Genomic DNA, 21,785 nt, shown 5'->3' on the forward strand with positions numbered 1-21,785 from the left:
TATAGTTTAGTTATGCCAGTGATAGCTGGAAAACGAGGAGGGTTTAGAAGCATGAAGAGGCTTGCACTTGGATTAGTTAGTATAATTACAAGTATTACATTGTTAGCGGGATGTAGTACAGGCTCAAATTCTGGTTCGGTTACAGAGTCTTCTAGCAATGATGGGAATATGAAAGAGGTCGTGATTTCCGTTCGTGAGAACACATGGGGAGCGCGTAAGGACAATTTTATAGAAGCAGAAAAGCGTTTGAACGAAGAATTGAAGTCGGAAAATGTGCAGATCAAAATAGACTGGTGGCCTGGCGTTGGCGATGATGAGCTGATTTTGCAAGCGCAAGCTAAAAAAGTAGCAGATGTGTTTATTAACTCCAGCGTAGATATTGGGTGGCAGTTGAACGCCGGTCTAATCCGCGATGTGGATTGGGTTGGGACATCAGATGTGTTCAAAAACATGCCAAAATCCTACGATAACATTATGAAGTACCAAAACCACTACTATGGCGTTATTCAGGATATGGACGCTTCTCCTGTATTCATTAGCCGAAAGGCACTGGAAGGCTTGGGCTGGACAGCCGCGCAAATCGATGAGCTGAAGGCTCGTGTTGATTCCGGCAGTTTTACATTCGGCGAGCTTGTTGATCTTGCAGATGCGGCTGTTAAGCAAAAGCTGGTTAAGGTAGGCTTTGGAGTTGAGGATACCCGATTTGAGGGCTGGAATTATACATTCGGCAACTTCAATTATAATGCGGAACAGAACAAGATGGTGCTGTCGCCAAATACGCAGAAGGTCTATGAGTTTTGGTATGACGCGCTGCAGCGCGGCGTAGTCACGGAGGGGATTGCTGATATTGATACGGACAAGGCTGCGGAGCTGTTCATTAAAGGCCAGTTATTCGCTGAATTTGCCCGTACTGAATTTTATCAAGTCATGCGTAAGCAACTTGGCATGGATGATGACTTGGCTGGCTATGAAAAATGGTTTAAGGAAAATGCCATCTGGATTCCGGTTCCGTCAGTTCAGCAGGGAGGAAAGCCTGTATCCTACAGCAATCCTGCGATGATCTATGTAGGAGCTAATGTGGATGATGAAAAGATGCCTTATGTTCAAAGGCTGATTGAGCATGTGCTGGATGCAGATCTGCAGATTAATCATACGCTTAAGAGCGGCAAGCTGCCTGTAACGGCGGCAGCACAGGAGGATCCGCGCTTCCAAAAAATGAGCTTCTACAAAGATCATGCTTATTTAATCGATTTTACGAAAACTCGCCCGGCTCAAATGGATTATGCGGTCTATATGAAATCTTTTACGCTTGGAATTGATGCTATTCTGACAAAAGGTCGAACAGCATCTCAGGCCTATGAGCTATTCAAAAAGGATGTACAACAAAATGTACCAGCGGACAGTCTCATTGTAGAATAACGATGATACAGAAAAGGTGCTCTGCTTGCATGAGCGCCTTTTCTGTATATTTTCTTTATAGGAAGCAGGTGCAGATCTCATTATGGAGATCCCAGTGGCTTTGGCCAAGACGGCTTACAAGAAGCCTTTTACCAAGAAAGTGTACCCATATTTATTCATTATGCCCTTTGCTCTTCTGGTGCTAGTCTTTTTTATTCTTCCGGCTATTGCGACCATTATCATGTCCTTCACGGATTTGAATGCATCAATGAAAATCAACTTTGTTGGTTTGGATAATTTCAAGCGAATATTTTCCGATTACAGCATGCCTCAAATTTTATGGAACACCTTCATATTTGCAGTTATTACGCTCGTGTTCTCTTTGTTCTTTGGTTTATTTATATCGATTGCGACCCAGTACTTCTTGAAGGGTAAATTTACGGCAGTCATTTATCGTGTCCTATGGTTAATTCCGAGCATCATTCCTGCTGTTGTATATGTTACGTTCTGGAAATATTTATTTGATCCTACGGATGAGGGGTTTATCAATAAGGTTCTGCTCTTATTCCAGCCAGATGGCGATCCCATTTCGTGGTTTACGAAAATCGCTATGGCTGTCGTGATCATTGCTACCATTGTATCTACAACTTCAGGCGGCATGATTCTGTTATCGGCTGCAATTAGCTCCATACCTGAAGATTTGTATAAGGCTGCCAAAGTAGATGGAGCAAGTGAAAAATCGGTCATCACTAAAATTATCCTTCCTTCATTAAAATGGCCGTTAATGTATATTACGATATCCGACCTTATCGGTTTTGTGTCCTCCTATTTCTTCATCTTGCTACTGACCAATGGCGGGCCTATGCGAGACACGACAACGTTATCTTTATATGCGTATCAGCAGGCCTTTAATTTAAAATATTATGGCTACGGTGCCGCTCTTTCTCTTGTGGTAGTTATGATCTCGCTTATTTTGACATTATGGCTGCTGAGGCTGTTTGATTTCGATGAAATGATCAAGCCATCACGCATTGAAGATTAGGAGGGCCAAGATGTCGACAACTACTGTAAAAAAGCTGCTCGTGCACACATATCTGCTGTTATTCACCATGCCTATCGTTGGAATGATTATATGGTATTTTCTCTCGGCAACCTTTAATAGCACGACAGGCCAATTTTTACTGGAGAACTTCAATTTTGTCAAAGAACCTGTCGAGTATGCGGGGGTTAACCTGCCGGCGATTTGGCCTATTGTTCTAAATACATTAGTCTATTCGTTTCTTATTGTGGTGATTGAAATTTTTATTGCCGTACCTGCCGCATATGCATTCTCCAGGCTCGATTTCAAAGGAAAGCTGGGCGCAATGAAGTTCCTGTTCCTGATGCGCTCATTTCCAGGCATTACACTCATTATCGCTACCTTTTTCATCCTTGTTCAAATGAATCTGGTGAACACGTACTTAGGCGTTATTCTCGTTGCGATATCAGGATCATTGCCAGGCAGAGTGTATATTATGAAAGGTTTCTTCGACGAGGTACCGTGGGATTTGGAATGGGCGGCTATGGTCGATGGATGTACGAGATTTAGAGCCCTCATGAAGGTGCTCGTTCCGTATGTATTGCCAGGCATCGGGGCGATTGCAGTGTTCTCCTTCTTAGGCGCCTACGGTGAATGGTTTCTATTCAAGCTTTTCATATTCGATGACAATATGCTGACGCTGGCTGGCTATCTGTCTCGTCTGGTAACGAAGGAAAATGTCATTATGAACTATGGATTGATCACGGCGATTGGTTTGTTTTACACGATTCCGCTAGTTGTGTTCTATATCTTTACTCAAAAAGTATTCCTGAAGGTCAATTTGGGAGGAGCAAAGCAGGTATGATTTCTCTTGTAAATATCGTGAAAAACTATGATGGTAAGCAAAACGAAAGCCGTGCAGTTGACGGGTTGAATCTTGAAATTGCAAAAGGTGAATTTGTTGCGCTGCTAGGTCCTTCAGGTTGCGGGAAAACGACTACACTTATGATGCTGGCTGGGTTGCTGAAGCCAACTTCCGGGGAAATTTATTTTAAGGATAAGCTTGTCAATCATGTGGAGCCGAAGGATCGAAATATTGGTATGGTGTTCCAGTCCTATGCGCTTTATCCCCATTTGACGGTTCGTGACAACATCGCGTTTCCGCTTCGCGAGCGGAAAATGTCTAAGAAGGATGCGTACGAGCGTGCTCTGCAAACGAGTAAAATTTTGCAAATCGATCATCTGCTCGATCGCAAGCCTTCGCAGCTATCAGGCGGCCAGCAGCAGCGTGTCGCCATGGCGCGAGCATTGTCCAAGGACCCGGAAATTTTACTACTGGATGAGCCGATGTCCAATTTGGATGCGCGATTAAAATTGGATGTACGAGACGAAATTCGGAAAATCCAACGCAAATTAGGAGTAACGACTATTATTGTCACGCATGACCAAGAGGAAGCTTTAGCCATCTCTGATCGGGTAGCTATTCTGAACGGCGGAAAAATTCAGCAATACGCACCCCCGAATGAACTATTCCATCATCCGTCTAACCTGTTCGTCGCAAGCTTTCTAGGCAATCCGCCTATGAATTTGATTGACGGAACAGTGGAGCTGAGAGAGAACCGGCAGTGGGTGAAGACGAAACTGTTCGAATTGGAAATCCCTCCGGCGCGCAGGGTTGAGGAGCAGCACATAGGGAAAGCGGTTAAACTGGGCGTACGTCCTCATGATTTGTTCTTTCCGGAGCAACCAAATGAAGCAGCTATTATGCTAGAAATTGATCTTATTGAGCATTTAGGTAATGGACAATTAGTGAAAATGACGGATCCAGCTGGACAGTCCGATATTATGATTCGTTTACTGACTGATAACGAGAAACTGCTAAAGGAGCGCGAGACGGTCTTGATCGGCATTAGGCCAAATAAATTCCATCTGTTCGATATGACAGACGAAGGGCGCAATCTTTTGCAGTTTCAATAGAAATAGAAGGAGTAAAGGATGACAATACCCAATCTCTTAATCGATCAGCATGTGCATTCCTCCTATTCGCCTGACTCCAACTCAACGCTGGAGGAGCTTGTGCGATATGCGCTCGCACTGGGGAAGCCTGCTATCGTTACGACAGACCATTTAGAGTATGATTGCAAATATTTCAAGCAGGATGTTCATATTGACTGGAAGAGCTACCATAGAGAAGTGGAAGAGCTATTACTGCGTTATCCTATGGAGATTCGCAAAGGCATCGAGGTTGGCTTTCGAAGCGACTATAAAGACGTCATAAACGAATATTTGGCTCAGCGCGAGTTTGACGTCATTTTGCTTTCTGCGCATAATGATGGTTACCTTGACTTTTCCGAAAAGGCTTATCATGATCTGCCCATCCAGCAAAGGCTTAAACACTATTTTATGCAGGTAAGAGAGGCTGTTGACCAGATGGATAATTATGATATCGTTGCCCATTTGGATTATGTTACGAGATATACGATTTATCCAGTTGATGAAGAAGATATTGTGGCTTGCAAACCTGTTTTGTATGATATTTTGAAGCTAATCATCGAGAAGGGAAAGGTGCTTGAGCTGAATACGACAGGACTATATCGACAAGGCTGGATTCACCCTCATCCGTATATTCTCGACATGTATGTGAATTTAGGCGGCAGTGCGGTATCCATTGGTTCGGATGCACATCAGGTAGGGGATGTTGAGCAAGGCTTTGCGGAAGCGATAGAGCTGCTGCATGGCCTAGGTATTCAAGAGGTTGTGCAATTTAAGAGAAGAGCGCCGTATTTGGTGTCCATATAGTAATGACAACCACTGTCAATGTAATGGCAGTGGTTGTTGTTAGGATGGACAGGAGAACTCTGGCAATTAGCACCAGCGTTTTTTATGTGTTCAATACAGAACGTATGTTTGTATATAATAAGAGCGAATGTTCTATTTTGAGGTGGTTTGAATGCAGTGGTATATCGGTGGACTTAAAACACTAAAAATCAAAATGAAAGCGTTGACATAAATTTTAACCCACTATATACTTAGCTTAGTTAAATGAATAGTACTAGGATTGTTACTGTTACGCAGGCAAAACCTAAGGAACAAAATGTTAAGATCCAAGGATCTTATGTATTTTGTTGTACTTAGGTTTTTTTATTTATAGAAAGAGAAAGGTTAAATATAAGTGGTTTCGGCATTCTGCTGAAGCCATTTTCTTCTATATTACTATGTTCACATCTGAGAGGGGCGACAAACTTGGAGTACAAATATGAAATGGTCCAGGCAGACAATCATTTTCCATTAAAAATTATAGTTCATTCCTCAAATGAACCAGTTTACATACCTGGGCATTGGCACGACAGCATAGAAATATCCTATGTTCTTTCAGGAAGAATCGATAATATCTATATTGATGGCGCGAATTATAGCTCCAAAGAGGGGGATATAGTGCTCATCAATTCAAATGCTATTCATTCCTTTTCTGTGGCTAAGGGAAAAGGAAGAGAGGCTATAACCGTTCTGATTCCTTGTGGATTTATTAGAGAAAATGTTAACGGCAGTAATCCCATTTCATTTGACTGTATATCTATTTTCGAAACCAACGAGCAGAGATTGCAGCAATTTGCGGAGCTGCGTGATTTGTTAAACACATTATTTGCAGCTTACCTCAACCAGAATAATGACCCTTTAGCACATATCCATTTAACGTCGTTATCTTATAAACTGGTGTATCTTTTGTTAAAGCATTTTAAAACCGACAACGAATCTATCCGTGGCTTTAACTCCAATAAATATTTGGAACGGCTGACGTTGATAACCGATTATATCAAAGAGAATTACGATGGGAGCTTATCGCTGGATTCCATAGCCCAGGTTTTTGGGTTATCTCCTGAGTATTTGTCCCGCTTTTTTGTCAAGCATGTAGGCATGACCCTATTTCAATATATCAATGCCATCCGCCTGGAGGGATCTTTTCGTGTTCTTATGAATACGGACCATTCCATCATACAAATTGCGCTGGAGCACGGATTTCCGAACGAGAAATCTTTTGCCAGGGTATTTAAGAAGGTTTATCAGGTTACACCACATCAATATCGGAAAGGGAACAAGGGGTATTCTGGGGCCAGGAGTCAGTAAATGACCTTAATTAGGTTAATAAAAGGCGGGATGCAAATAAAAGAAATCATTAAAATAAACAATGTAAGCGTTTCACAAATGGACCTGGGAGGTACGACATCATGTTTAAACGGTTTAAAAAGGCTGCTAAAACAACCATGATATTTACTCTGGCTATCGGTACGACCCTGGCTTTCAGTTCTGGTGCATGGGCCAAGGATATAAAGATACAGCCCACTTCATACCGGACGGTTGCGGAGGTTAAGGATTGGGGAGCAACCATTACGAAGATCATTGTTAACCTGGGTAAGCCGGTACCCAAAGATGCGATAACAAAGGATACATTTAAGGTGCATGTAGAAAGAAGCGATAGCAGGTTGGTAAATCCCTTTGTTGAAAAAGGCAACCGGAAGATCACCAAGGCCTATGTATCGGACAAAAGCGGCAACCCTGTAAAGAAAACCGGAAACTACGTTGTGTTGGAAATGGAGATCGGCCCGGCCATAACATTAAGCTCTGCTATTCATTATGATGCAGGCTCCGGGTTTAACGGATGGATTGATAACAAATACACGATCACGCAGCAAAAAGCAATTAAAACCACATCAGGAATGATTTCCGGCTTGAAGATTGATACTTCCTCAGGAGAGATACGGAAACTTGTTGATCAATTTACAACCGACAAAGCTACTTTTGACGGGATTACTTTAACCTATGCGGACTATGCGCCGGCAAAAGACAAAGTGAAAAATCCTTTGGTAATCTGGCTGCACGGTATGGGAGAGGGAGGTACAGATCCAACGATTCCGATCTCTGGAAATAAAGCGGCAAATTTTGCTTCTAAGGACATTCAATCCTATTTTGGCGGGGCTTATGTGTTGGCGCCTCAGACCCCAACCTACTGGATGGATGGTTTTACAGGCTTTGGAGATGGAACCTCGAAGTATGAGCAAGCATTGATGTCCTTAATTAAGGACTACGTGGCCAAGAACAAAGACATTGATACAGATCGAATCTATATTGGCGGAGACTCCAACGGCGGATACATGACTATGCTGATGATCCGTGATTATAAAGACTATTTTGCAGCAGCTATGGTTGTGTGTGAAGCCTTGAAGGATAGCCTTATAACCGATGAACAAATTAGCGAAATGAAGGATCTGCCGATCTGGTTTGTGGCCGCCAAAACCGACACCATAGTACCGCCCAACGATTATATGATTCCGACCTACAACCGTTTAGTGAATGCCGGAGCAAAGGATGTTCATATGTCGTTATTTGACAACGTAGTGGATACTTCCGGCTTGTACAAGAAGAGCGACAAAACACCGTATGAATACAATGGCCATTGGTCCTGGATTTACGTGTATAACAACGAAGTATCGAAGGTGATTAACGGAAAGAAAACAACGATGATGCAGTGGCTAGCCTCCAAAACATTGGACTGAAAGGTATAGCTATGTAAATAAAAAGGTTATTTATCGTTAAACAGTAAAGCCTCTCATCAGCTTCTTAGAGTGATGGGGGGCTAGTTACTTCATAAATACTTTTATACAGACAACTGTTTCAGAATTTTTTCCAGGGTTTGAACGGATACGCCAGATTCCAAGAACAAGGAATAGCTTTTATTGTTTTGCGTCCATGCTGCTTGATTTACTACATTATTATTCCCCTTTATTGTGATGTCAGTACCATGTATATCCTTTTTGGAGACTTGACTATAAATTTCATAATTTCCGCTAATATCCTCGCTGCCTTCCGCTACTCTATAACGATTGGTATCTTTGCCATTGCTATAAAAAACTTCAACGATTGAATTGCTTATGACTTGGATCAAATCTTGCTTGTATTCATCAGTAAGGATTGAAGGTGCATAAGTTGCAAAGCCTACAGATTTTTCAGCAGCTTGTAATGTTTTAAATTCTACAAGCGGATTCGGAATTTGTACATTTTCCTCTTGTGGTGTATGAATAGTAATGGTTTGTTGAGTAACGTTAACCGTTTTAGGATTGGAGAAAAGAATATTGTATATTTTTACTGGAACATATACATTACCTTTTACAGTTGTAGGAGCAGCACCTAATTTGGTTGGGGCGGACATACCAATTGCACAACATGGACGGCATGATGTGAAAATGCCAAAAACCCTTGTTGTAGCAAGGGGTTAGGAGATGTTAACTCTGATCAGATTTTTTTGAGGCTCTCATGAGTTCGTTGAACTTTTGAGTAGCCTTTTTTCTTTGGTTTGATTACATGCAAATAAGACGGCTCATTATATCTCAGAGAGCGCCTCCAGACAGACCATCTGCTAGAAGATTCAATCCAGAATAAAAAATGTAATCCGAGAAAAACATTAGACGTAAAAATGATGCTCCAACCTTTCTCTGTCTTCTGAGGAAGCGCCCAAATACTTGAAGCAGCAGCGAAGAATCCAGATGATGATTAGCTATCACTCATTTGAGTGGCTTTTTTTATCTTACATCTTTATGGTTATAATAATGTAGACATGATCAAAATGCTGTTGGACTGAAGGGATTGAAGATGAAATGACACTACCTATTTCTTTGCCAGATATTTCACAAAGGCCGCATCATCTGACGGTGGAACGAAAAATGGAGGCGTCCCCTGTTGTCCTGTATCAAGCGTGGACCAAGCAGTTCGAGCAATGGTTTGCAGCCCCAGGGTCCGTAATCATGGACGCCCGAGTGAATACAGCCTTCTTTTTCGAAACGCATTTTGAGGGAAAACGTCATCCGCATTACGGAAGATTTCTAAGACTTGAACCAGATCGCCTTATCGAATTGACCTGGGTTACTGGGGAAGGGGGCACAAAGGGGCATGAAACGGTGCTCACCGTTGAGCTTAAACTCAGCGGAAATGGCACACAGCTTCGCCTAACGCACGCAGGTTTTCCAGATACAAATTCGAGGGACCAGCACGAGCGGGCATGGCCGATGGTACTTGATCAGCTCGACAAGAAGATGATGACCAATAGCTGATTAGAAATCTGAAAGCTAATAATATTATCAAATAGAAAAAGGCATCTCACGAGTTTAATAAACTTGTGGGAGGCCTTCCCTACTCTTCGAAAACGCTCTTTAATCGTACCTTCAAATACATAGCACACCAGAAGCAGTAATGGAGTACCTCTACAATCATATGAACAGTCTCCGGCCAGCCCAATGAGGATAACGCCTTGGAACACAGCGTACCAACGATAAGAATGGCTTCAAAAACTAAAATGTCCATCAACAGCACAATGGCTGTACGGGGGTTGGTTCGTTGGAAGGGTTGTAGGGCTTTGAAATTCCAGGCCGTTGCGATCAGCTCCAGCATGATGATTCCCAGGGACATGCCGGCATATCCAAGACCGGGAATGGAAACTAAGGAATAAAGAATGATGAAATTGGCAAGGACTCCTGTTCCAAGGCCAATAAAGGGAGTTTTCTTCCGATTTTGTGCCCATAAGATGCTTGTTGTAATTTCCCGCAATCCGACGAGTAACGGTAACATCGCCAATGATTTAATGGGGATCTCAGCACTTTGCATACCAAAAACAAATAGGGAAATTTCTGAGGCATATTCAAAAATGAAGAAACCAGAGGCTAATCCCCACACCCATGCTACCTGAAGGGCGGTATGGCTTTTTTTGTAGAATAAGCTATACTCCTTATTTTGCCAATCTGAAGTTATTTTCATCGTGAGCGTATGTGTTAACGAGCCTGTAATTAAAGTAGGCATATAAGCGACGACAAGAGCGATACCTGTGACAATACCGAACATCTCCGCTGCTTCTTTGGAAGAAACCCCGGCAACCTGTAATCGTTGAGGGATGATGATCGCATCCATAAAGTCGGAAGTTGGGATAAGCAAGCGTGTAAGTGCAATAGCAAAGGAAGCTTGTACCACTAAAGGTAAATCTGCTCGACTTGATGGGGGGGATAAAGCTACAGAGGGACGGTTATACATAAAAAAAGCAGTAAGCACAGCAAAGGCTAACAATGCGCCTGTAAAAGTTCCCAGTACCGCTCCGCCTACAGCAAACTCGATGCCGGATTGAATAAATAGTGGCACCAGCAACATTAAAGTACCGATCCGGGCGGTTTGCTCTATGATTTCCGAAAGGGCAATCGCAGTGTACCTTTCAAGCCCTTGCAAATATCCGCGCAGCAGACTTAGCAAGGGAACGGCCAGTATAGCAGGGGAGAGGCATCGAATTACAAAATCGAGCTGTGGATAGCCGAGCAAATTAGCGATCGGCTTTGATAGCCAAAAGGTTAAGATACTGCATGCCAATCCTGTGAGAATCAGGAATATCGCAAATACTTTGAACAACCGCCAGCCTCTTGCTGTATGTTTAGCTGTAAACATACCCAAAGCTGTCGGCAATCCCCCTGAAATAATCATCAATATTAAGCTATAGAAGGAATAGGCTAGCTGATAAAGGCCCATTCCTTCAGCTCCAACAAGTCGTGTCATAAATACTTTTCCAACCAAACCGATGGCTTTTACAACAATCATCGCATTAGCTCTCACCATGGTTTGTTTTAATATAAGAGGTAATTTCAAATCATTTTCCACCCCATTAGAAGCTGTCCACATTATTCCTATGACAGCAACCTCCGGGATATGAACAAGTCTTAATGGCCATGATGCTTAATCTTGTATATGAATTAACAAATATTTGGTGTTTTTATCCCACCCTAAGTCGAAGGGGACTCTGAAACGGTCTGCGGTATGGGAGTTGACTAAGGGATAGCCACTCTGATCAAATCCGACTACAACCGAGAAGTGGTCTACATCTCCTTTTAATACGTAAGCAATTAAATCACCTGGAAGCAACCGAGGTTTGTTAAGATGCTGCTGCCGTTCATTGACCGATTGGACAATATCGGAGAAGCTTCCTTGTCCTATAATCCTTCCATAGCCGGAGCGTAACAGAAAATTTTTAAATGCGTCCGTTTGAACCCAGGTTTGGCTTCCACCGTTGCCATACAAGTAATGCCACCCTGATTTCATAGGAAGCCCTCCGCCTTCCTCCTTGTCCCCGATAACTTGGGAGGAGAAGTTGGTACAATCGCCTCCTTTGGAGTTATAATCCAGGTATTTTTGATTATATCGCTGACCATTACCTGCTCCCCATGTCGTTCCTGCATACTTGTTCGCATAGTCAACGGCGCGGGCCCTGTTGTATTTATGAATAACCCTTTCTGGTGTTGCCGGATCTTTATGGGGAGTAAAAAATAAGTCGGATTTTTGAATCTTTTTTGAATTCTCTTCCAGAGGATCTGAATACCATTCACGTTCCACGTACCAACGATTATCTCTTTTTCTCAGTGTAATGCCATGACGTGTTCCAATTCCAAAATCATGCCGACCGGGATAGCTGTCGATATACTCATAGCTCAATTTCAGGGACTGAACAAGTGACACTTTTGCCGTATCGCCCAACACTATGGCCCGGGCTATCCGAATGGAACTTTTCGCATTCACAAATTTTATTTTTCGAAGCTTGGCCCATTCATGAATATATTCGGCCCTGTTTAGTTCATGAAGGTACGCATATTGGCTGCTTCGTTTATCTTTAAATAAGTAATGGTCTTCGATATGCGTTTTGTCCTGATCCATTAACAACCGGGTACGGTCATCAAACAGTTCTTGAAGAAAGGGGGTAACGTTATCCTGTTTAGCTGGCTCGGCTTGTGCATGAAATAAAGAGAAGCTGTAAGCCGGAATTATTATTAAGATCATGCACAGCAATTGTAATTTTCTGATCCTAAGCACAATTATTCATTCTCCTTGAAAATAATTGGGTTGTTTTTGGAATTGTCCTTGTTTTGAACCGTAATTTTCTCACAGGCTGAATTCATGTGTGTTAATTTGGTAAAGACGACCAGCCTTCCTTCATGCTCCTTCTTGCTTCGACTGTAGCGTCCGGCACAGGTAATCAAGTTTAAACGGTGTTCTTCTGTAGGGCCAAAAATCGTTTGAATCGGTGCTTCAGAGGTTAAGTAAAATTTTACCGACTCCACAACAAACTGTAGCTTACAACCGTCATCGCCAGTCACATACACAAAATCCCCCCTTTTCAGTTTTTTAAGAGGATAAAAAACTGCCGGGCCTGTGTATGTATCAACATGACCATCCATAATTGCATTACCTGCCGCTCCTGGCAATATACCAGTAGATAAATAACCTACTCGATCCGTGTTGCCTGGAACGCCCATTTGACCATTTTTTAAGTAGGTTACCGGTTCTATAATCGAATGAATACGAACCGCAGGAATATCGATTTTACGTGGAATGCTCCCTTGGAAAGGTTTACTTTTAACCTGTAAGGGCTTCGTCGTTTTAGTTTGTTGAATTTCAGGCTTAGCCGGGGTGTGGCTGGAGTTAGCATGGGAGCTACCTTGAGGTTCAGCCGAAGATGAACAGCTCGTACTACCCAGCAAAATCAATAGCACAATGACACGAATAATCCACTTATTGTTCATATGAAGAAAGAGAGAGGGTTAACAAGCTAACCCTCTCCTTTTACCCCTCCCTAATTCATTTGCTCGCTCGCGCCACCGAATCCGGTTTTTGGCAATTTAGTAGCCTTTGCTTTTATACTTTTCGCATGAATGCTTTTTTCTCCAATCATTTTGGCAGGTGCAGCTTCACGCGCATGTAGCTTGTGGACTTTCTCATGTTTGCTCTTGGCGTGCAGCTTGTGTTCATGTTTCGCATGAGCCTTAACCTTATGTTGGTGCATTTTGTGTTCATGCTTTTCCGTTGCGGGTGCTGCAGATACCATTGATCCTGCTGACAGAAGTACAGCCAGGGACGCTACAGTCAATATTGCTTTTTTCATGTTATTGCCTCCTTGAGATAGTTGGTAATTCATAAATATATTTTCCGTATGAAGAACGTTTTATGTAGCCAATGATTTCAAAGGAAAGGATTGGATCGGAACTTTCCAACTCTTTACTTATTCACCTCAATAAGTCCTTCAGGAGTCTCACGATTGGCAAGCAGTTCGGATACGGTGACGAAGGTAAAGCCTCTTTTTTTCAGCTCAGGTAAAATGATTTTGAGGGCTTCAACGGTTTGTGTACTTTTATATACATAATCGTGCATGAGGACGATATCGCCATTGCGAGCATTACGAAGTACCTTATTGGCGATCCGGTGTACACCGGGCTTCCGCCAATCCAGGGTGTCCTGATGCCAGGACCATAAAATTAATTTAAGCCCTTTTTCTTTAGATAGTTTGACGAGCGAGTCGGTATAGGAACCACCCGGTGGACGGAAAAGATGGGTTTCAACCCCTGTTGCTTGAACGATGCTGGCTTGGCCCTGATCCATTTCAGACAGAGCTTTGTTACGGGAAATATTATGGAAGGATGGATGATGGAAAGTATGGTTGCCAACCTCATGGCCTTCTTTTCGTTCCCGTTTAACAATGTCAGGGAGTTTTTCTACACGGCTGCCGACGACAAAGAAGGTCGCTTTGGCGTCATATTGCTTGAGTAAATCCAGAATGGCGGGCGTTTTGCTTTCATCCGGTCCGTCGTCGAATGTGAGGGCAATTACCTTGCGCTGGGTAGGAACTTCCCATACAATGTCGCCACGTTCTTCATAATAGGCTCTACCCTTTGTTGGTGCAGGGGAGGCATACGAGGCGGCCTCGGTATAGGGTGTGGCGCAAAAGCTGGCACAGAACAACGAAACAACGATACTTGCAGACAGTAATCGGTTATATTTCATTAGGCTTCTTCTCCGTTCTGACGTTTTCTCACATTAGCTTGCCAAGAAGGAGCACATACCATTCCTCGTTCCCAAAATTTATCTGCTTCTAATTCAGTTAAATTCCTGTCCAAAATGTAAAATAAATACGTAAAAACCTCCAGCTTCGTAATATGCCGATGGTCGGCTGTTCACGAAATTGGAGGTTTTTTGTTTTGTGACTGAATGGATCGAGCGTTAGCTCAGCAGTGTCACCACCAGCAGATTGTACAGCACCAGCGGCAGAATGACGTCTCTGTAGGCATAGGAACGATAGGGAGTGGGGGTGCCTGGGGGGGGCGTGTGGTGCGGCTGAGGAACTCTCAGATACAAGTGATCCGCGTCGATGTGGACAATCCTTCCTTCATACACATGATGATCCATTGTTTGAACCCGGACGGTGTGATTGACGTAAGGCCCCAACTGGTGATGCAGATGATCGCGGACCCTTTTGAGTTCTGTCTGAAATTCCGGTCTGGCCTGATATAAGGTTTGCGGATTGACAGTGTTGTACGGCATTCGCCTCTGACCTCCATACTCATATAATGATGTATCGTATGCAGGAGTCTGTGCCATTGTGCAGCTACCCAGATGAGACAGGTTTTACAAAGGCATGAAACATTAACATTATGCTCCAACCCACTTGATGTTCCCTTTACATCGAAACGATACACTTACTGAGGTTGGTTTGAAAAGAAAGGGGCGCTCCGTTTTGGGTGAGCTTAACAAATCTATGGGACTCGGGACGAGGAGCCAGCAACAGACTTCGTCTAAGGCCCGCGTACGCACGGGTTCGCTAAAAATTCAGAGACTGCGCGAAAACGCGCTGGCGTATACGTTTTTGGCTCCTTCGCTCATTTTGTTTGCTGTATTTATGTTTTACCCGATGATCAAGTCGGTTTATCTCAGCTTGCACTCCACAGATCCCGCAGGAAATGTTGCAGCTTATGTTGGGTTAGACAACTTTGCTACACTTTTCAGCTCGGGTCAATTCCTGCAAGGAATCAAGGTTACGCTCCTGTTTGCGCTGCTGACGGTGCCTGTAGGCATTTTACTGGCGCTGGTGCTGGCTGCACTTACACATAGCAAGCTGCGGGGGATGCGTATTTTCCAGTTCGCTTTTTCGCTGCCGATGGTGCTGTCGGTCGGCTCATCTGCGGTCATTTGGAAATTTCTTTTTCATCCGACTCTGGGGATGTTTAACTACGTGCTTTCCCTGCTACATATCAATCCGGTTCCGTGGCTGACCAGCCCGGATTGGGCGTTGTTTTCCGTAGCGATCATGACCATCTGGATGAATCTCGGCTTTAATTACATTATTTTATCAAGCGGACTTCAAGGGATTCCAGATGACATGTATGAGAGTGCCAAAATGGACGGGGCAGGCCCGCTGGTGACGTTTTGGCGTATTTCCATGCCGCTGCTGTCGCCAACGATTTTCTTTGTAACCGTAGTATCCATCATTGGAGCTTTCCAGTCCTTTGCCCAAATTAACATTTTGACCAAGGGCGGTCCGGTGAACAGCACGAATGTGTTCGTGTATTCCATTTATCAGGAAGCCTTCGTTAATTTCCGATTCGGAACGGGCAGCGCACAGGCAATTGTACTGTTTGTCGTCATCCTGTTGCTTACGATGATCCAGTTCAAATGGGTGGAAAGGAAGGTGCATTACCAATGAAACGACATCTTAGTTCAACACTCGTGTATGTGCTGCTTACGATTGCGGCTGCTTTGATTTTATATCCGGTCATTTATACATTTTTTATGGCTGTTATGTCGCCGGTGGAAGCAAGCGCCTATCCACCGAGCTTTTTCCCGCATTCCTTTCATATGGCCAATTTTACCGAGGTGTTTGAAATCGTTCCGATTGCTGCATTCATCGGTAACACCTTTCTCATTTCGGGCTTGACGATGATCGGTCAGTTGATTACAGCCAGCTTGGCGGCATATGCCTTTGCCAAAATGGAATTCAGGGGGAAGAACTTCATATTCAGCATGTTTGTCGCTACCATGATGATCCCGTGGGAAGTGACCATTATTCCGAACTATCTGACCGTACGTAGCTGGAATTGGCTGGATACCTATCAAGGGCTGACAGTTCCGTTTCTGGCGACGGCATTCGGAACGTTCCTGCTGCGGCAATTTTTTCTCCAGCTTCCCAAGGAATTGTTCGAGGCGGCTCGTATGGACGGGTGCGGACATGTTCGTTACTTCCTGTTCCATGTGCTTCCGCTATCGCGCCCGGCGCTCGGAACATTGGCTGTGTATTCGTTCCTGAATATGTACAATTCGTACCTGTGGCCGTTGTTGATCACGAACAGCGAGAATATGCGTACGGTACAGATCGGAATTTCCATGCTCGAATTTCAGGAATCCACCTCATGGAATCTTGTGTTCGCGGGTACGGCCCTTGTCATTTTACCGTCTCTGCTTCTGCTGGTCTTTGGTCTGAAGCAGTTGGTACGCGGGATGGCAGCGGGTGCGCTTAAAGGCTAAACAAGCCCACAAGTACAGTAACACCTGCGCAAGCAGCCTATATACAGAGCTTTATCACCAAAGAATATTGCAAGAAAATCTGTATGCGAGAATCATTTAATCAAAGGGAGAGAAGAGAGATTATGAGATTTTTTCGTCTGAAAAGTGCTTTGACCTTGCTTATCCTCACTGCAATCGTTGTTGCAGCAGGTTGTAGCAATAACACGGCGGCTGAGAAGCCAAGCAACGGTAGTGATGCGGGAGCAGCAGCAGGTTCTCCGGTGAAGCTGACTTGGTGGCATTCCATGTCCGGTAACGGTGAGAAAGCAATCAAGCAAATCGCCGCAGACTTTAACGCCAGCCACAAGGACATTCAGGTAGAGCCGGTATACCAAGGCAAATATGATGACAGCTTGAACAAGCTAAAAGCGTCGCTGGGTTCCGATAGCGGCCCGGACATCATTCAGGTGTATGAAATCGGCAGTAAATTCATGATTGACTCCAAGATGATTACTCCTGTACAACAATTTATTGATGCAGACAAGTTCGATCTTTCGCAGCTTGAGCCCAATATTACGCGGTATTACACCATTGACGGTAAGCTGAATGCAATGCCATTTAATACATCGAATCCGATCCTGTACTATAACAAGGATGCTTTTAAAGCGGCGGGACTTGACCCGGCTAATCCTCCGAAAACATATGATGAATTCGAAAAGGCTGCCAAAGCCTTGAGCAAGGACGGAAAATCCGGTGCATCCATCGCCATCTACGGCTGGTTTATGGAGCAGTTGTTTGCCAATCAGAATGCGGATTATGTGAATAATGGCAACGGACGCAATCAGGCGGCAACAGAATCGTTGCTGAATTCGGATGCAGGCGTGAAAACCCTGACTTGGTGGAAGAAAATGATCGACGAAAAGGTTGTATCCAACCTGGGACGTAACTCCGATGATACTGCCAAAGCTTTTTCCGCAGGACAAATTGCCATGACACTGGATTCCACCGCTTCGCTGCGTAATATTGTGGAGCAGGTTGGCGATAAATTCGAGGTAGGCACTGGCTTTCTGCCAAGAGCAAATGAAGCGAAAGAAGGCGGCGTGGTTGTAGGTGGCGCGAGCTTGTACATTATGAACAACAAGCCTGAAGCCCAGCAAAAGGCAGCGTGGGAGTTCATTAAATTCGTTGCTTCCCCGGCTGTACAGGCACAATGGAGCGTGAACACGGGATACTTCCCGATCACCAAAGCGGCTTATGACGAGAAGGTACTCAAGGACAACATGGTGAAATACCCACAATTCCAAACTGCTGTTGACCAATTGCATGCATCAGCGCAATCCACGGCTACACAAGGCGCAGTGATGGGCGTATTCCCGGAAGCGCGTCAAATCGTAGAGGGTGCAATCGAGGCCGTCTTGAGCGGACAGCAACAGCCAAAACAGGCGTTGGATCAAGCCGCACAAGAGATTACAGGCAAAATTGCGCAATACAATCAAACGGTAAAAAAATAATCGGCCTTCCCTTAAAAGCGGCTGGTAAACTTAATACGCGACCCCTTTACCAGCCGCTTTTATAAAATAACGGACCGAATAAGTGACCCCCTCACTTGTTCGGTCTGTTTTTTGTATGTCTGAATTCTCCCATTTTTAGAACGTCCGTTTAGACGAACTGTCTAAAATTGTTTATTTTGTACATTTCCTATTGCTGGATAACTAAAAATGGGCTTATAATGAATACATATTTTTTGTACTGGACGGTCAGTTCAAAAAGGAGGAAGCATGAAAAACCAGACGAAGGAAATTATTTTTAACGGTGCGCTTAAGGCTTTTTCCGAACGTGGCTTCAATGAAACCAATATGGAGGAAATCGCCAAGGTATGCGGCATTGCTAAAGGGACCCTTTATTACAACTTCAAAAATAAACAAGATCTGTACATTTATATTTTGAAGATGGGGATGGAGCGCTTTGTTCAGGATATCCGTGGAACCATGTCTCAGGTTCCGAAGGATCAGGTAGAAACGAGGATTCACAAGCTGATTCAAGTACACGTTGAGTTTATTGGAAGAGAGCCGGATTTTTGTCGTTTGCTAGTTAGCAAGGGATGGGTTTCGCAGGAGCAGCATTTTAATATCAGGCAGGTATTGGCTGACTATTTTGATTTTATGGAAGCGGAGATCGACTCTGGTAAGTTTTACGGGAAAATTTCGAGTAAGCTGGATGCGAAAACGACGGCAAATTGCTTATTTGGTATTTACATTTTTGCACCGATGCGATCCATGGTTTGGGGCGAAACGATGAACTTGCAGGTAGTTCGGGAGAGTATTGAAATTTTTGTTTGTAATGCGCTGGGTATGCATCATAAATAGACAGATGGAGTGATGAGAACATGAAAGCTAAAAAATATACGATTTACGCCGTACTTATTGTTTTAATCGCTATAGGGATTTATGCTTTGACCGCTTTTCAAAGGGGGGGGAGTAGCTTGTCTGCGGATCAGTCCTCTTCCATTCCAACAGCTTATGTAGAATCGGATACGCTCAATGCCAGCTTTAAGATGGCGGGACGTATTGATCAGATGCTCGTCAATGAGGGCGACAAGGTGAAAAAAGGGCAGGTGTTAGCCCATCTGGAAAGCCGTGAGCTGGAAGACAAGGTGAAACAGGCACAGGCGGCATTGCTGGCAGCCCAGAGTAATGTGTCCAAAGCGAAGGCTGGCGTATTGCAGGCTCAAGCGGGAGTGGGGCAGGCACAGGCTACCGTGAGTGCAGCTCAGGCCAAAAAGAGCCAGGGCACCACAGCAGTGGGCGTGACTGCACAGGCTTCCTCCAGTCAGATCGAACAGGCACAAGCGGCTGCGGCTGCGGCCAAAGCGAAGCTGGATGCGCTCAAGAGCGGCGCAAGACCGCAAGAGCTGGAGCAAGCACAAGTGAGTGTGAAGGCTGCCAAGGAAACGCTGGATTTGACCACTAAAAATCTGGAGCGTGCCAAAAAGCTTCAAGAAGCCGGGGCAGCAACCCAAGCCTCACTGGATCAAGCGACGCTGGACTATCAACAGGCGGAAGCCAAGTACAATTCAGCATTCCAGCAACTGAATATGGTACGCGAGGGAAGCCGCAAGGAAGAAATTACGGCGGCTGAAGCACAATACCGTCAGGCATTGGCTGCGGTGAAGGAAGCACAGGCAGGAGCAGGCAAGGTTACTTTGCAGCAGGAGGATGTCAAAGCCGCGCAGGCTTCGGTAGAACAGGCGCAATCTGCTGTGAAGGCGGCGCAATCCACGGTAGAGCAGGCACAGTCGGCGGTTGCAGGTGCCAACGCACAGGTAGCCCAGGCAGAAGCTGCCCTTCAGGAAGCTCAGACCTACTTGAGCTACACCACGTTGCGTGCATCCGAGGACGGCATTGTGAAATCCAAATCGCTCAGCTTGGGTGAAATGGCCAGCGCAGGCTTCCCGGTCTATACGATTGAAACTTCGACTCAGCGTTGGGCTAAATTCTATGTGCCGGAAACGTCTTTGAATGGTCTTCAGGCAGGGGATACTGTACAAGTTAAACTGCTGTCGGGCGGCAAGGAGCTGAAAGGTAAAGTCATCTTGCTGGAATCGGCTGCCGACTTCGCTATTCAAAAACCGAGTCAAAGCTCCGGTGATAAGGATGTCCGTTCCTTTGGCGTTAAAATAGCTTTGCCGGATCTTGCTGCTTCGGTTCCGACAGGCTCCACGGTTCTGTTTACAGGCAAAGGGGCGCAGTAATATGCAGGATCAACAGGAAAGAATTCGTATCCGCGATGTATTTCGTGAGGAATGGCTGAGCATCTTCCGGGATCGACGCTTTATGGCTATTCTGCTGATTACACCGATTGTGTATACCATCTTGTTCGGCTTCCTGTATTCTCATCAGCGGATTACCGAGATGCCTGTCACGGTATATGATGGAGATAATTCTCAGCTCAGTCGCCAGATCATTCAGGCGTTCGATGCGACAGATTCGTTTGCCGTTACACGGCAGGCCACCAATCAGGAGGATGTTGTCCGTCAGGTGGAAACCGGGGAAGCGAAGGTAGGCATCGTCATTCCCGACAATTTCACCACCCGGCTTAAGCATGGGGAGAACCCGCCTGTGCTGACCCTGATTGACGGCAGTAACATGATGTATTCCAACAGCGCCAGCCGGATCGCAAATCAGGTCATCAGTAGCGTGAGCGCCGGGGTTTCGGTCAATTCCATGAAGCAAAAGGGAATGAACGCCGATCAGGCGGCATCAACGCTGAGTACCATCCCGTTCCGGTCCAGAGTGCTGTTCAACCCGGTATATGATTACAAGCTGTTCATGCCGCTGGGGGTCATTTCTGCCGCTCTCCAGCAGTGTTTGCTGCTCGGTATTGCTTTGTCCTGTACGCGGGATAAGGAAGCAGGGACTTGGGGGAGATTTGCCGCATGGAAAAATACCCCCTGGCGACTCGCGATTGCCAAGCTGACACCGTATTATGTGGCGGGAGCCTTCAATGTGCTGACTGTATTCAGTATTAGCGCCCTATGCTTTGATATCCCGTTCAGGGGGCAGGTGCTGCCGCTGATTATGGTGTCGCTGGCCTTTAACTTTGCCTTGTGCGGTTTAGGGTTCCTGTTCAGTCTCTTTTCCAAGACAAGAGTGGATGCGACCCAAACCCTCATGTTGATTGCCGTTCCTTCCTTTATGCTGTCAGGCTATACGTGGCCGCTGGAAGCGATGCCCGGCTTCTTGCGGGGACTTGCCGAAATATTGCCACTAACGTATTACCTGGATGCTGTACGGAACATCACCCTCAAAGGGCTGGATATCACGTATGTCTTCAAGGATACGATTGCGCTGGGCGTTATTGGCTGTGTAAGTCTGCTGGTGTCCTTCGCGATCTATCCGCTATTCTTTAGACAGCGTCAGACGGCAGACCAGCATGCCGATATATCAACGCAAGAGGGAGTTACACTTAAAGGCTAAAAGGCTAAGAGTAACTAAATACGCATATTAAAAAGGCAGATCAGGTT

At 44.9% G+C, this 21,785-nt stretch carries 21 protein-coding genes; 14 read left to right on the forward strand and 7 right to left on the reverse strand.

Annotation, left to right across the window (positions count from 1 at the left end):
• Positions 1-51 precede the first annotated feature (51 nt).
• From ABH897_RS11515 to ABH897_RS11545, 7 genes are all read left to right on the forward strand, one after another.
• Entirely contained in the window at positions 52-1,419 is a 1,368-nt protein-coding gene (locus tag ABH897_RS11515) for an extracellular solute-binding protein (protein ID WP_283655019.1), read from the forward strand.
• Between the two features lie 82 nt (positions 1,420-1,501).
• The gene (locus tag ABH897_RS11520) at positions 1,502-2,440 is read left to right on the forward strand and encodes a carbohydrate ABC transporter permease (RefSeq protein ID WP_404592001.1); all 939 of its coding nucleotides are present in this window, start codon (positions 1,502-1,504) and stop codon (positions 2,438-2,440) included.
• A 10-nt stretch (positions 2,441-2,450) separates the two neighbouring features.
• Positions 2,451-3,281: a carbohydrate ABC transporter permease gene (locus tag ABH897_RS11525; protein ID WP_404592004.1), complete on the forward strand. Its 831-nt coding sequence runs from the start codon at positions 2,451-2,453 to the stop codon at positions 3,279-3,281.
• Positions 3,278-4,393 carry an ABC transporter ATP-binding protein gene (locus ABH897_RS11530; protein WP_283655020.1) on the forward strand — a complete coding sequence of 372 codons (1,116 nt, stop codon included), beginning with the start codon at positions 3,278-3,280 and terminating at the stop codon, positions 4,391-4,393. The genes ABH897_RS11525 and ABH897_RS11530 overlap by 4 nt, the downstream gene beginning before the upstream one ends.
• Positions 4,394-4,411: 18 nt before the next feature.
• Entirely contained in the window at positions 4,412-5,215 is an 804-nt protein-coding gene (locus ABH897_RS11535) for a histidinol-phosphatase HisJ family protein (protein ID WP_283655021.1), read from the forward strand.
• A gap of 444 nt (positions 5,216-5,659) precedes the next feature.
• Positions 5,660-6,541 carry a helix-turn-helix domain-containing protein gene (locus ABH897_RS11540; protein ID WP_404592006.1) on the forward strand — a complete coding sequence of 294 codons (882 nt, stop codon included), beginning with the start codon at positions 5,660-5,662 and terminating at the stop codon, positions 6,539-6,541.
• 101 nt (positions 6,542-6,642) lie between these two features.
• Positions 6,643-7,968 (forward strand): prolyl oligopeptidase family serine peptidase, encoded by a 1,326-nt coding sequence (locus ABH897_RS11545; RefSeq protein ID WP_404519850.1) that lies wholly within the window; start codon positions 6,643-6,645, stop codon positions 7,966-7,968.
• Positions 7,969-8,069: 101 nt separating this feature from the next.
• Here ABH897_RS11545 and ABH897_RS11550 read toward each other — a convergent pair whose 3' ends face one another.
• Positions 8,070-8,621, reverse strand: a complete 552-nt coding sequence (locus ABH897_RS11550; RefSeq protein WP_404519851.1) for a DUF4367 domain-containing protein — start codon at positions 8,619-8,621, stop codon at positions 8,070-8,072.
• 445 nt (positions 8,622-9,066) lie between these two features.
• Between ABH897_RS11550 and ABH897_RS11555 the strand changes: the two genes are divergently transcribed.
• Positions 9,067-9,519: an SRPBCC family protein gene (locus tag ABH897_RS11555; protein WP_283655025.1), complete on the forward strand. Its 453-nt coding sequence runs from the start codon at positions 9,067-9,069 to the stop codon at positions 9,517-9,519.
• A 79-nt stretch (positions 9,520-9,598) separates the two neighbouring features.
• Here ABH897_RS11555 and ABH897_RS11560 read toward each other — a convergent pair whose 3' ends face one another.
• The 6 genes from ABH897_RS11560 to ABH897_RS11585 form a co-directional block, all read right to left on the reverse strand.
• Entirely contained in the window at positions 9,599-11,101 is a 1,503-nt protein-coding gene (locus ABH897_RS11560) for an oligosaccharide flippase family protein (protein WP_404529654.1), read from the reverse strand.
• A 75-nt stretch (positions 11,102-11,176) separates the two neighbouring features.
• Complete coding sequence (locus tag ABH897_RS11565; RefSeq protein WP_404519853.1) at positions 11,177-12,304, reverse strand: amidase domain-containing protein; 1,128 nt, start codon at positions 12,302-12,304, stop codon at positions 11,177-11,179.
• Between the two features lie 2 nt (positions 12,305-12,306).
• Positions 12,307-13,014 carry a class F sortase gene (locus ABH897_RS11570; RefSeq protein WP_404529653.1) on the reverse strand — a complete coding sequence of 236 codons (708 nt, stop codon included), beginning with the start codon at positions 13,012-13,014 and terminating at the stop codon, positions 12,307-12,309.
• A gap of 50 nt (positions 13,015-13,064) precedes the next feature.
• Entirely contained in the window at positions 13,065-13,373 is a 309-nt protein-coding gene (locus tag ABH897_RS11575; RefSeq protein WP_044647859.1) for a hypothetical protein, read from the reverse strand.
• A gap of 113 nt (positions 13,374-13,486) precedes the next feature.
• Positions 13,487-14,269, reverse strand: a complete 783-nt coding sequence (locus tag ABH897_RS11580; protein WP_404519854.1) for a polysaccharide deacetylase family protein — start codon at positions 14,267-14,269, stop codon at positions 13,487-13,489.
• 216 nt (positions 14,270-14,485) lie between these two features.
• Entirely contained in the window at positions 14,486-14,806 is a 321-nt protein-coding gene (locus tag ABH897_RS11585) for a hypothetical protein (RefSeq protein WP_283655031.1), read from the reverse strand.
• A 193-nt stretch (positions 14,807-14,999) separates the two neighbouring features.
• Between ABH897_RS11585 and ABH897_RS11590 the strand changes: the two genes are divergently transcribed.
• From ABH897_RS11590 to ABH897_RS11615, 6 genes are all read left to right on the forward strand, one after another.
• Positions 15,000-15,965: a carbohydrate ABC transporter permease gene (locus ABH897_RS11590; RefSeq protein ID WP_404580776.1), complete on the forward strand. Its 966-nt coding sequence runs from the start codon at positions 15,000-15,002 to the stop codon at positions 15,963-15,965.
• Entirely contained in the window at positions 15,962-16,783 is an 822-nt protein-coding gene (locus ABH897_RS11595; RefSeq protein ID WP_404592008.1) for a carbohydrate ABC transporter permease, read from the forward strand. The genes ABH897_RS11590 and ABH897_RS11595 overlap by 4 nt, the downstream gene beginning before the upstream one ends.
• A 122-nt stretch (positions 16,784-16,905) precedes the next feature.
• Positions 16,906-18,273, forward strand: a complete 1,368-nt coding sequence (locus ABH897_RS11600) for an ABC transporter substrate-binding protein (protein WP_404592010.1) — start codon at positions 16,906-16,908, stop codon at positions 18,271-18,273.
• Positions 18,274-18,540: 267 nt separating this feature from the next.
• Positions 18,541-19,128: a TetR/AcrR family transcriptional regulator gene (locus tag ABH897_RS11605; RefSeq protein ID WP_404592012.1), complete on the forward strand. Its 588-nt coding sequence runs from the start codon at positions 18,541-18,543 to the stop codon at positions 19,126-19,128.
• 20 nt (positions 19,129-19,148) lie between these two features.
• Positions 19,149-20,513, forward strand: a complete 1,365-nt coding sequence (locus tag ABH897_RS11610; RefSeq protein WP_404592014.1) for an HlyD family secretion protein — start codon at positions 19,149-19,151, stop codon at positions 20,511-20,513.
• Position 20,514: 1 nt separating this feature from the next.
• Positions 20,515-21,738: an ABC transporter permease gene (locus ABH897_RS11615; RefSeq protein ID WP_283655037.1), complete on the forward strand. Its 1,224-nt coding sequence runs from the start codon at positions 20,515-20,517 to the stop codon at positions 21,736-21,738.
• Positions 21,739-21,785: the final 47 nt, after the last annotated feature.

This window comes from Paenibacillus sp. RC73 (assembly GCF_044908085.1).
GTDB lineage: Bacteria > Bacillota > Bacilli > Paenibacillales > Paenibacillaceae > Paenibacillus > Paenibacillus terrae_A.

Coding starts and splice junctions, on each gene's coding strand:
- ABH897_RS11515 (WP_283655019.1), top strand. CDS start 52: ATGAAGAGGCTTGCACTTGGATTAGTTAGTATAATTACAAGTATTACA.
- ABH897_RS11520 (WP_404592001.1), top strand. CDS start 1,502: ATGGAGATCCCAGTGGCTTTGGCCAAGACGGCTTACAAGAAGCCTTTT.
- ABH897_RS11525 (WP_404592004.1), top strand. CDS start 2,451: ATGTCGACAACTACTGTAAAAAAGCTGCTCGTGCACACATATCTGCTG.
- ABH897_RS11530 (WP_283655020.1), top strand. CDS start 3,278: ATGATTTCTCTTGTAAATATCGTGAAAAACTATGATGGTAAGCAAAAC.
- ABH897_RS11535 (WP_283655021.1), top strand. CDS start 4,412: ATGACAATACCCAATCTCTTAATCGATCAGCATGTGCATTCCTCCTAT.
- ABH897_RS11545 (WP_404519850.1), top strand. CDS start 6,643: ATGTTTAAACGGTTTAAAAAGGCTGCTAAAACAACCATGATATTTACT.
- ABH897_RS11550 (WP_404519851.1), bottom strand. CDS start 8,621: ATGTCCGCCCCAACCAAATTAGGTGCTGCTCCTACAACTGTAAAAGGT.
- ABH897_RS11555 (WP_283655025.1), top strand. CDS start 9,067: ATGACACTACCTATTTCTTTGCCAGATATTTCACAAAGGCCGCATCAT.
- ABH897_RS11570 (WP_404529653.1), bottom strand. CDS start 13,014: ATGAACAATAAGTGGATTATTCGTGTCATTGTGCTATTGATTTTGCTG.
- ABH897_RS11575 (WP_044647859.1), bottom strand. CDS start 13,373: ATGAAAAAAGCAATATTGACTGTAGCGTCCCTGGCTGTACTTCTGTCA.
- ABH897_RS11580 (WP_404519854.1), bottom strand. CDS start 14,269: ATGAAATATAACCGATTACTGTCTGCAAGTATCGTTGTTTCGTTGTTC.
- ABH897_RS11585 (WP_283655031.1), bottom strand. CDS start 14,806: ATGCCGTACAACACTGTCAATCCGCAAACCTTATATCAGGCCAGACCG.
- ABH897_RS11595 (WP_404592008.1), top strand. CDS start 15,962: ATGAAACGACATCTTAGTTCAACACTCGTGTATGTGCTGCTTACGATT.
- ABH897_RS11600 (WP_404592010.1), top strand. CDS start 16,906: ATGAGATTTTTTCGTCTGAAAAGTGCTTTGACCTTGCTTATCCTCACT.
- ABH897_RS11605 (WP_404592012.1), top strand. CDS start 18,541: ATGAAAAACCAGACGAAGGAAATTATTTTTAACGGTGCGCTTAAGGCT.
- ABH897_RS11610 (WP_404592014.1), top strand. CDS start 19,149: ATGAAAGCTAAAAAATATACGATTTACGCCGTACTTATTGTTTTAATC.
- ABH897_RS11615 (WP_283655037.1), top strand. CDS start 20,515: ATGCAGGATCAACAGGAAAGAATTCGTATCCGCGATGTATTTCGTGAG.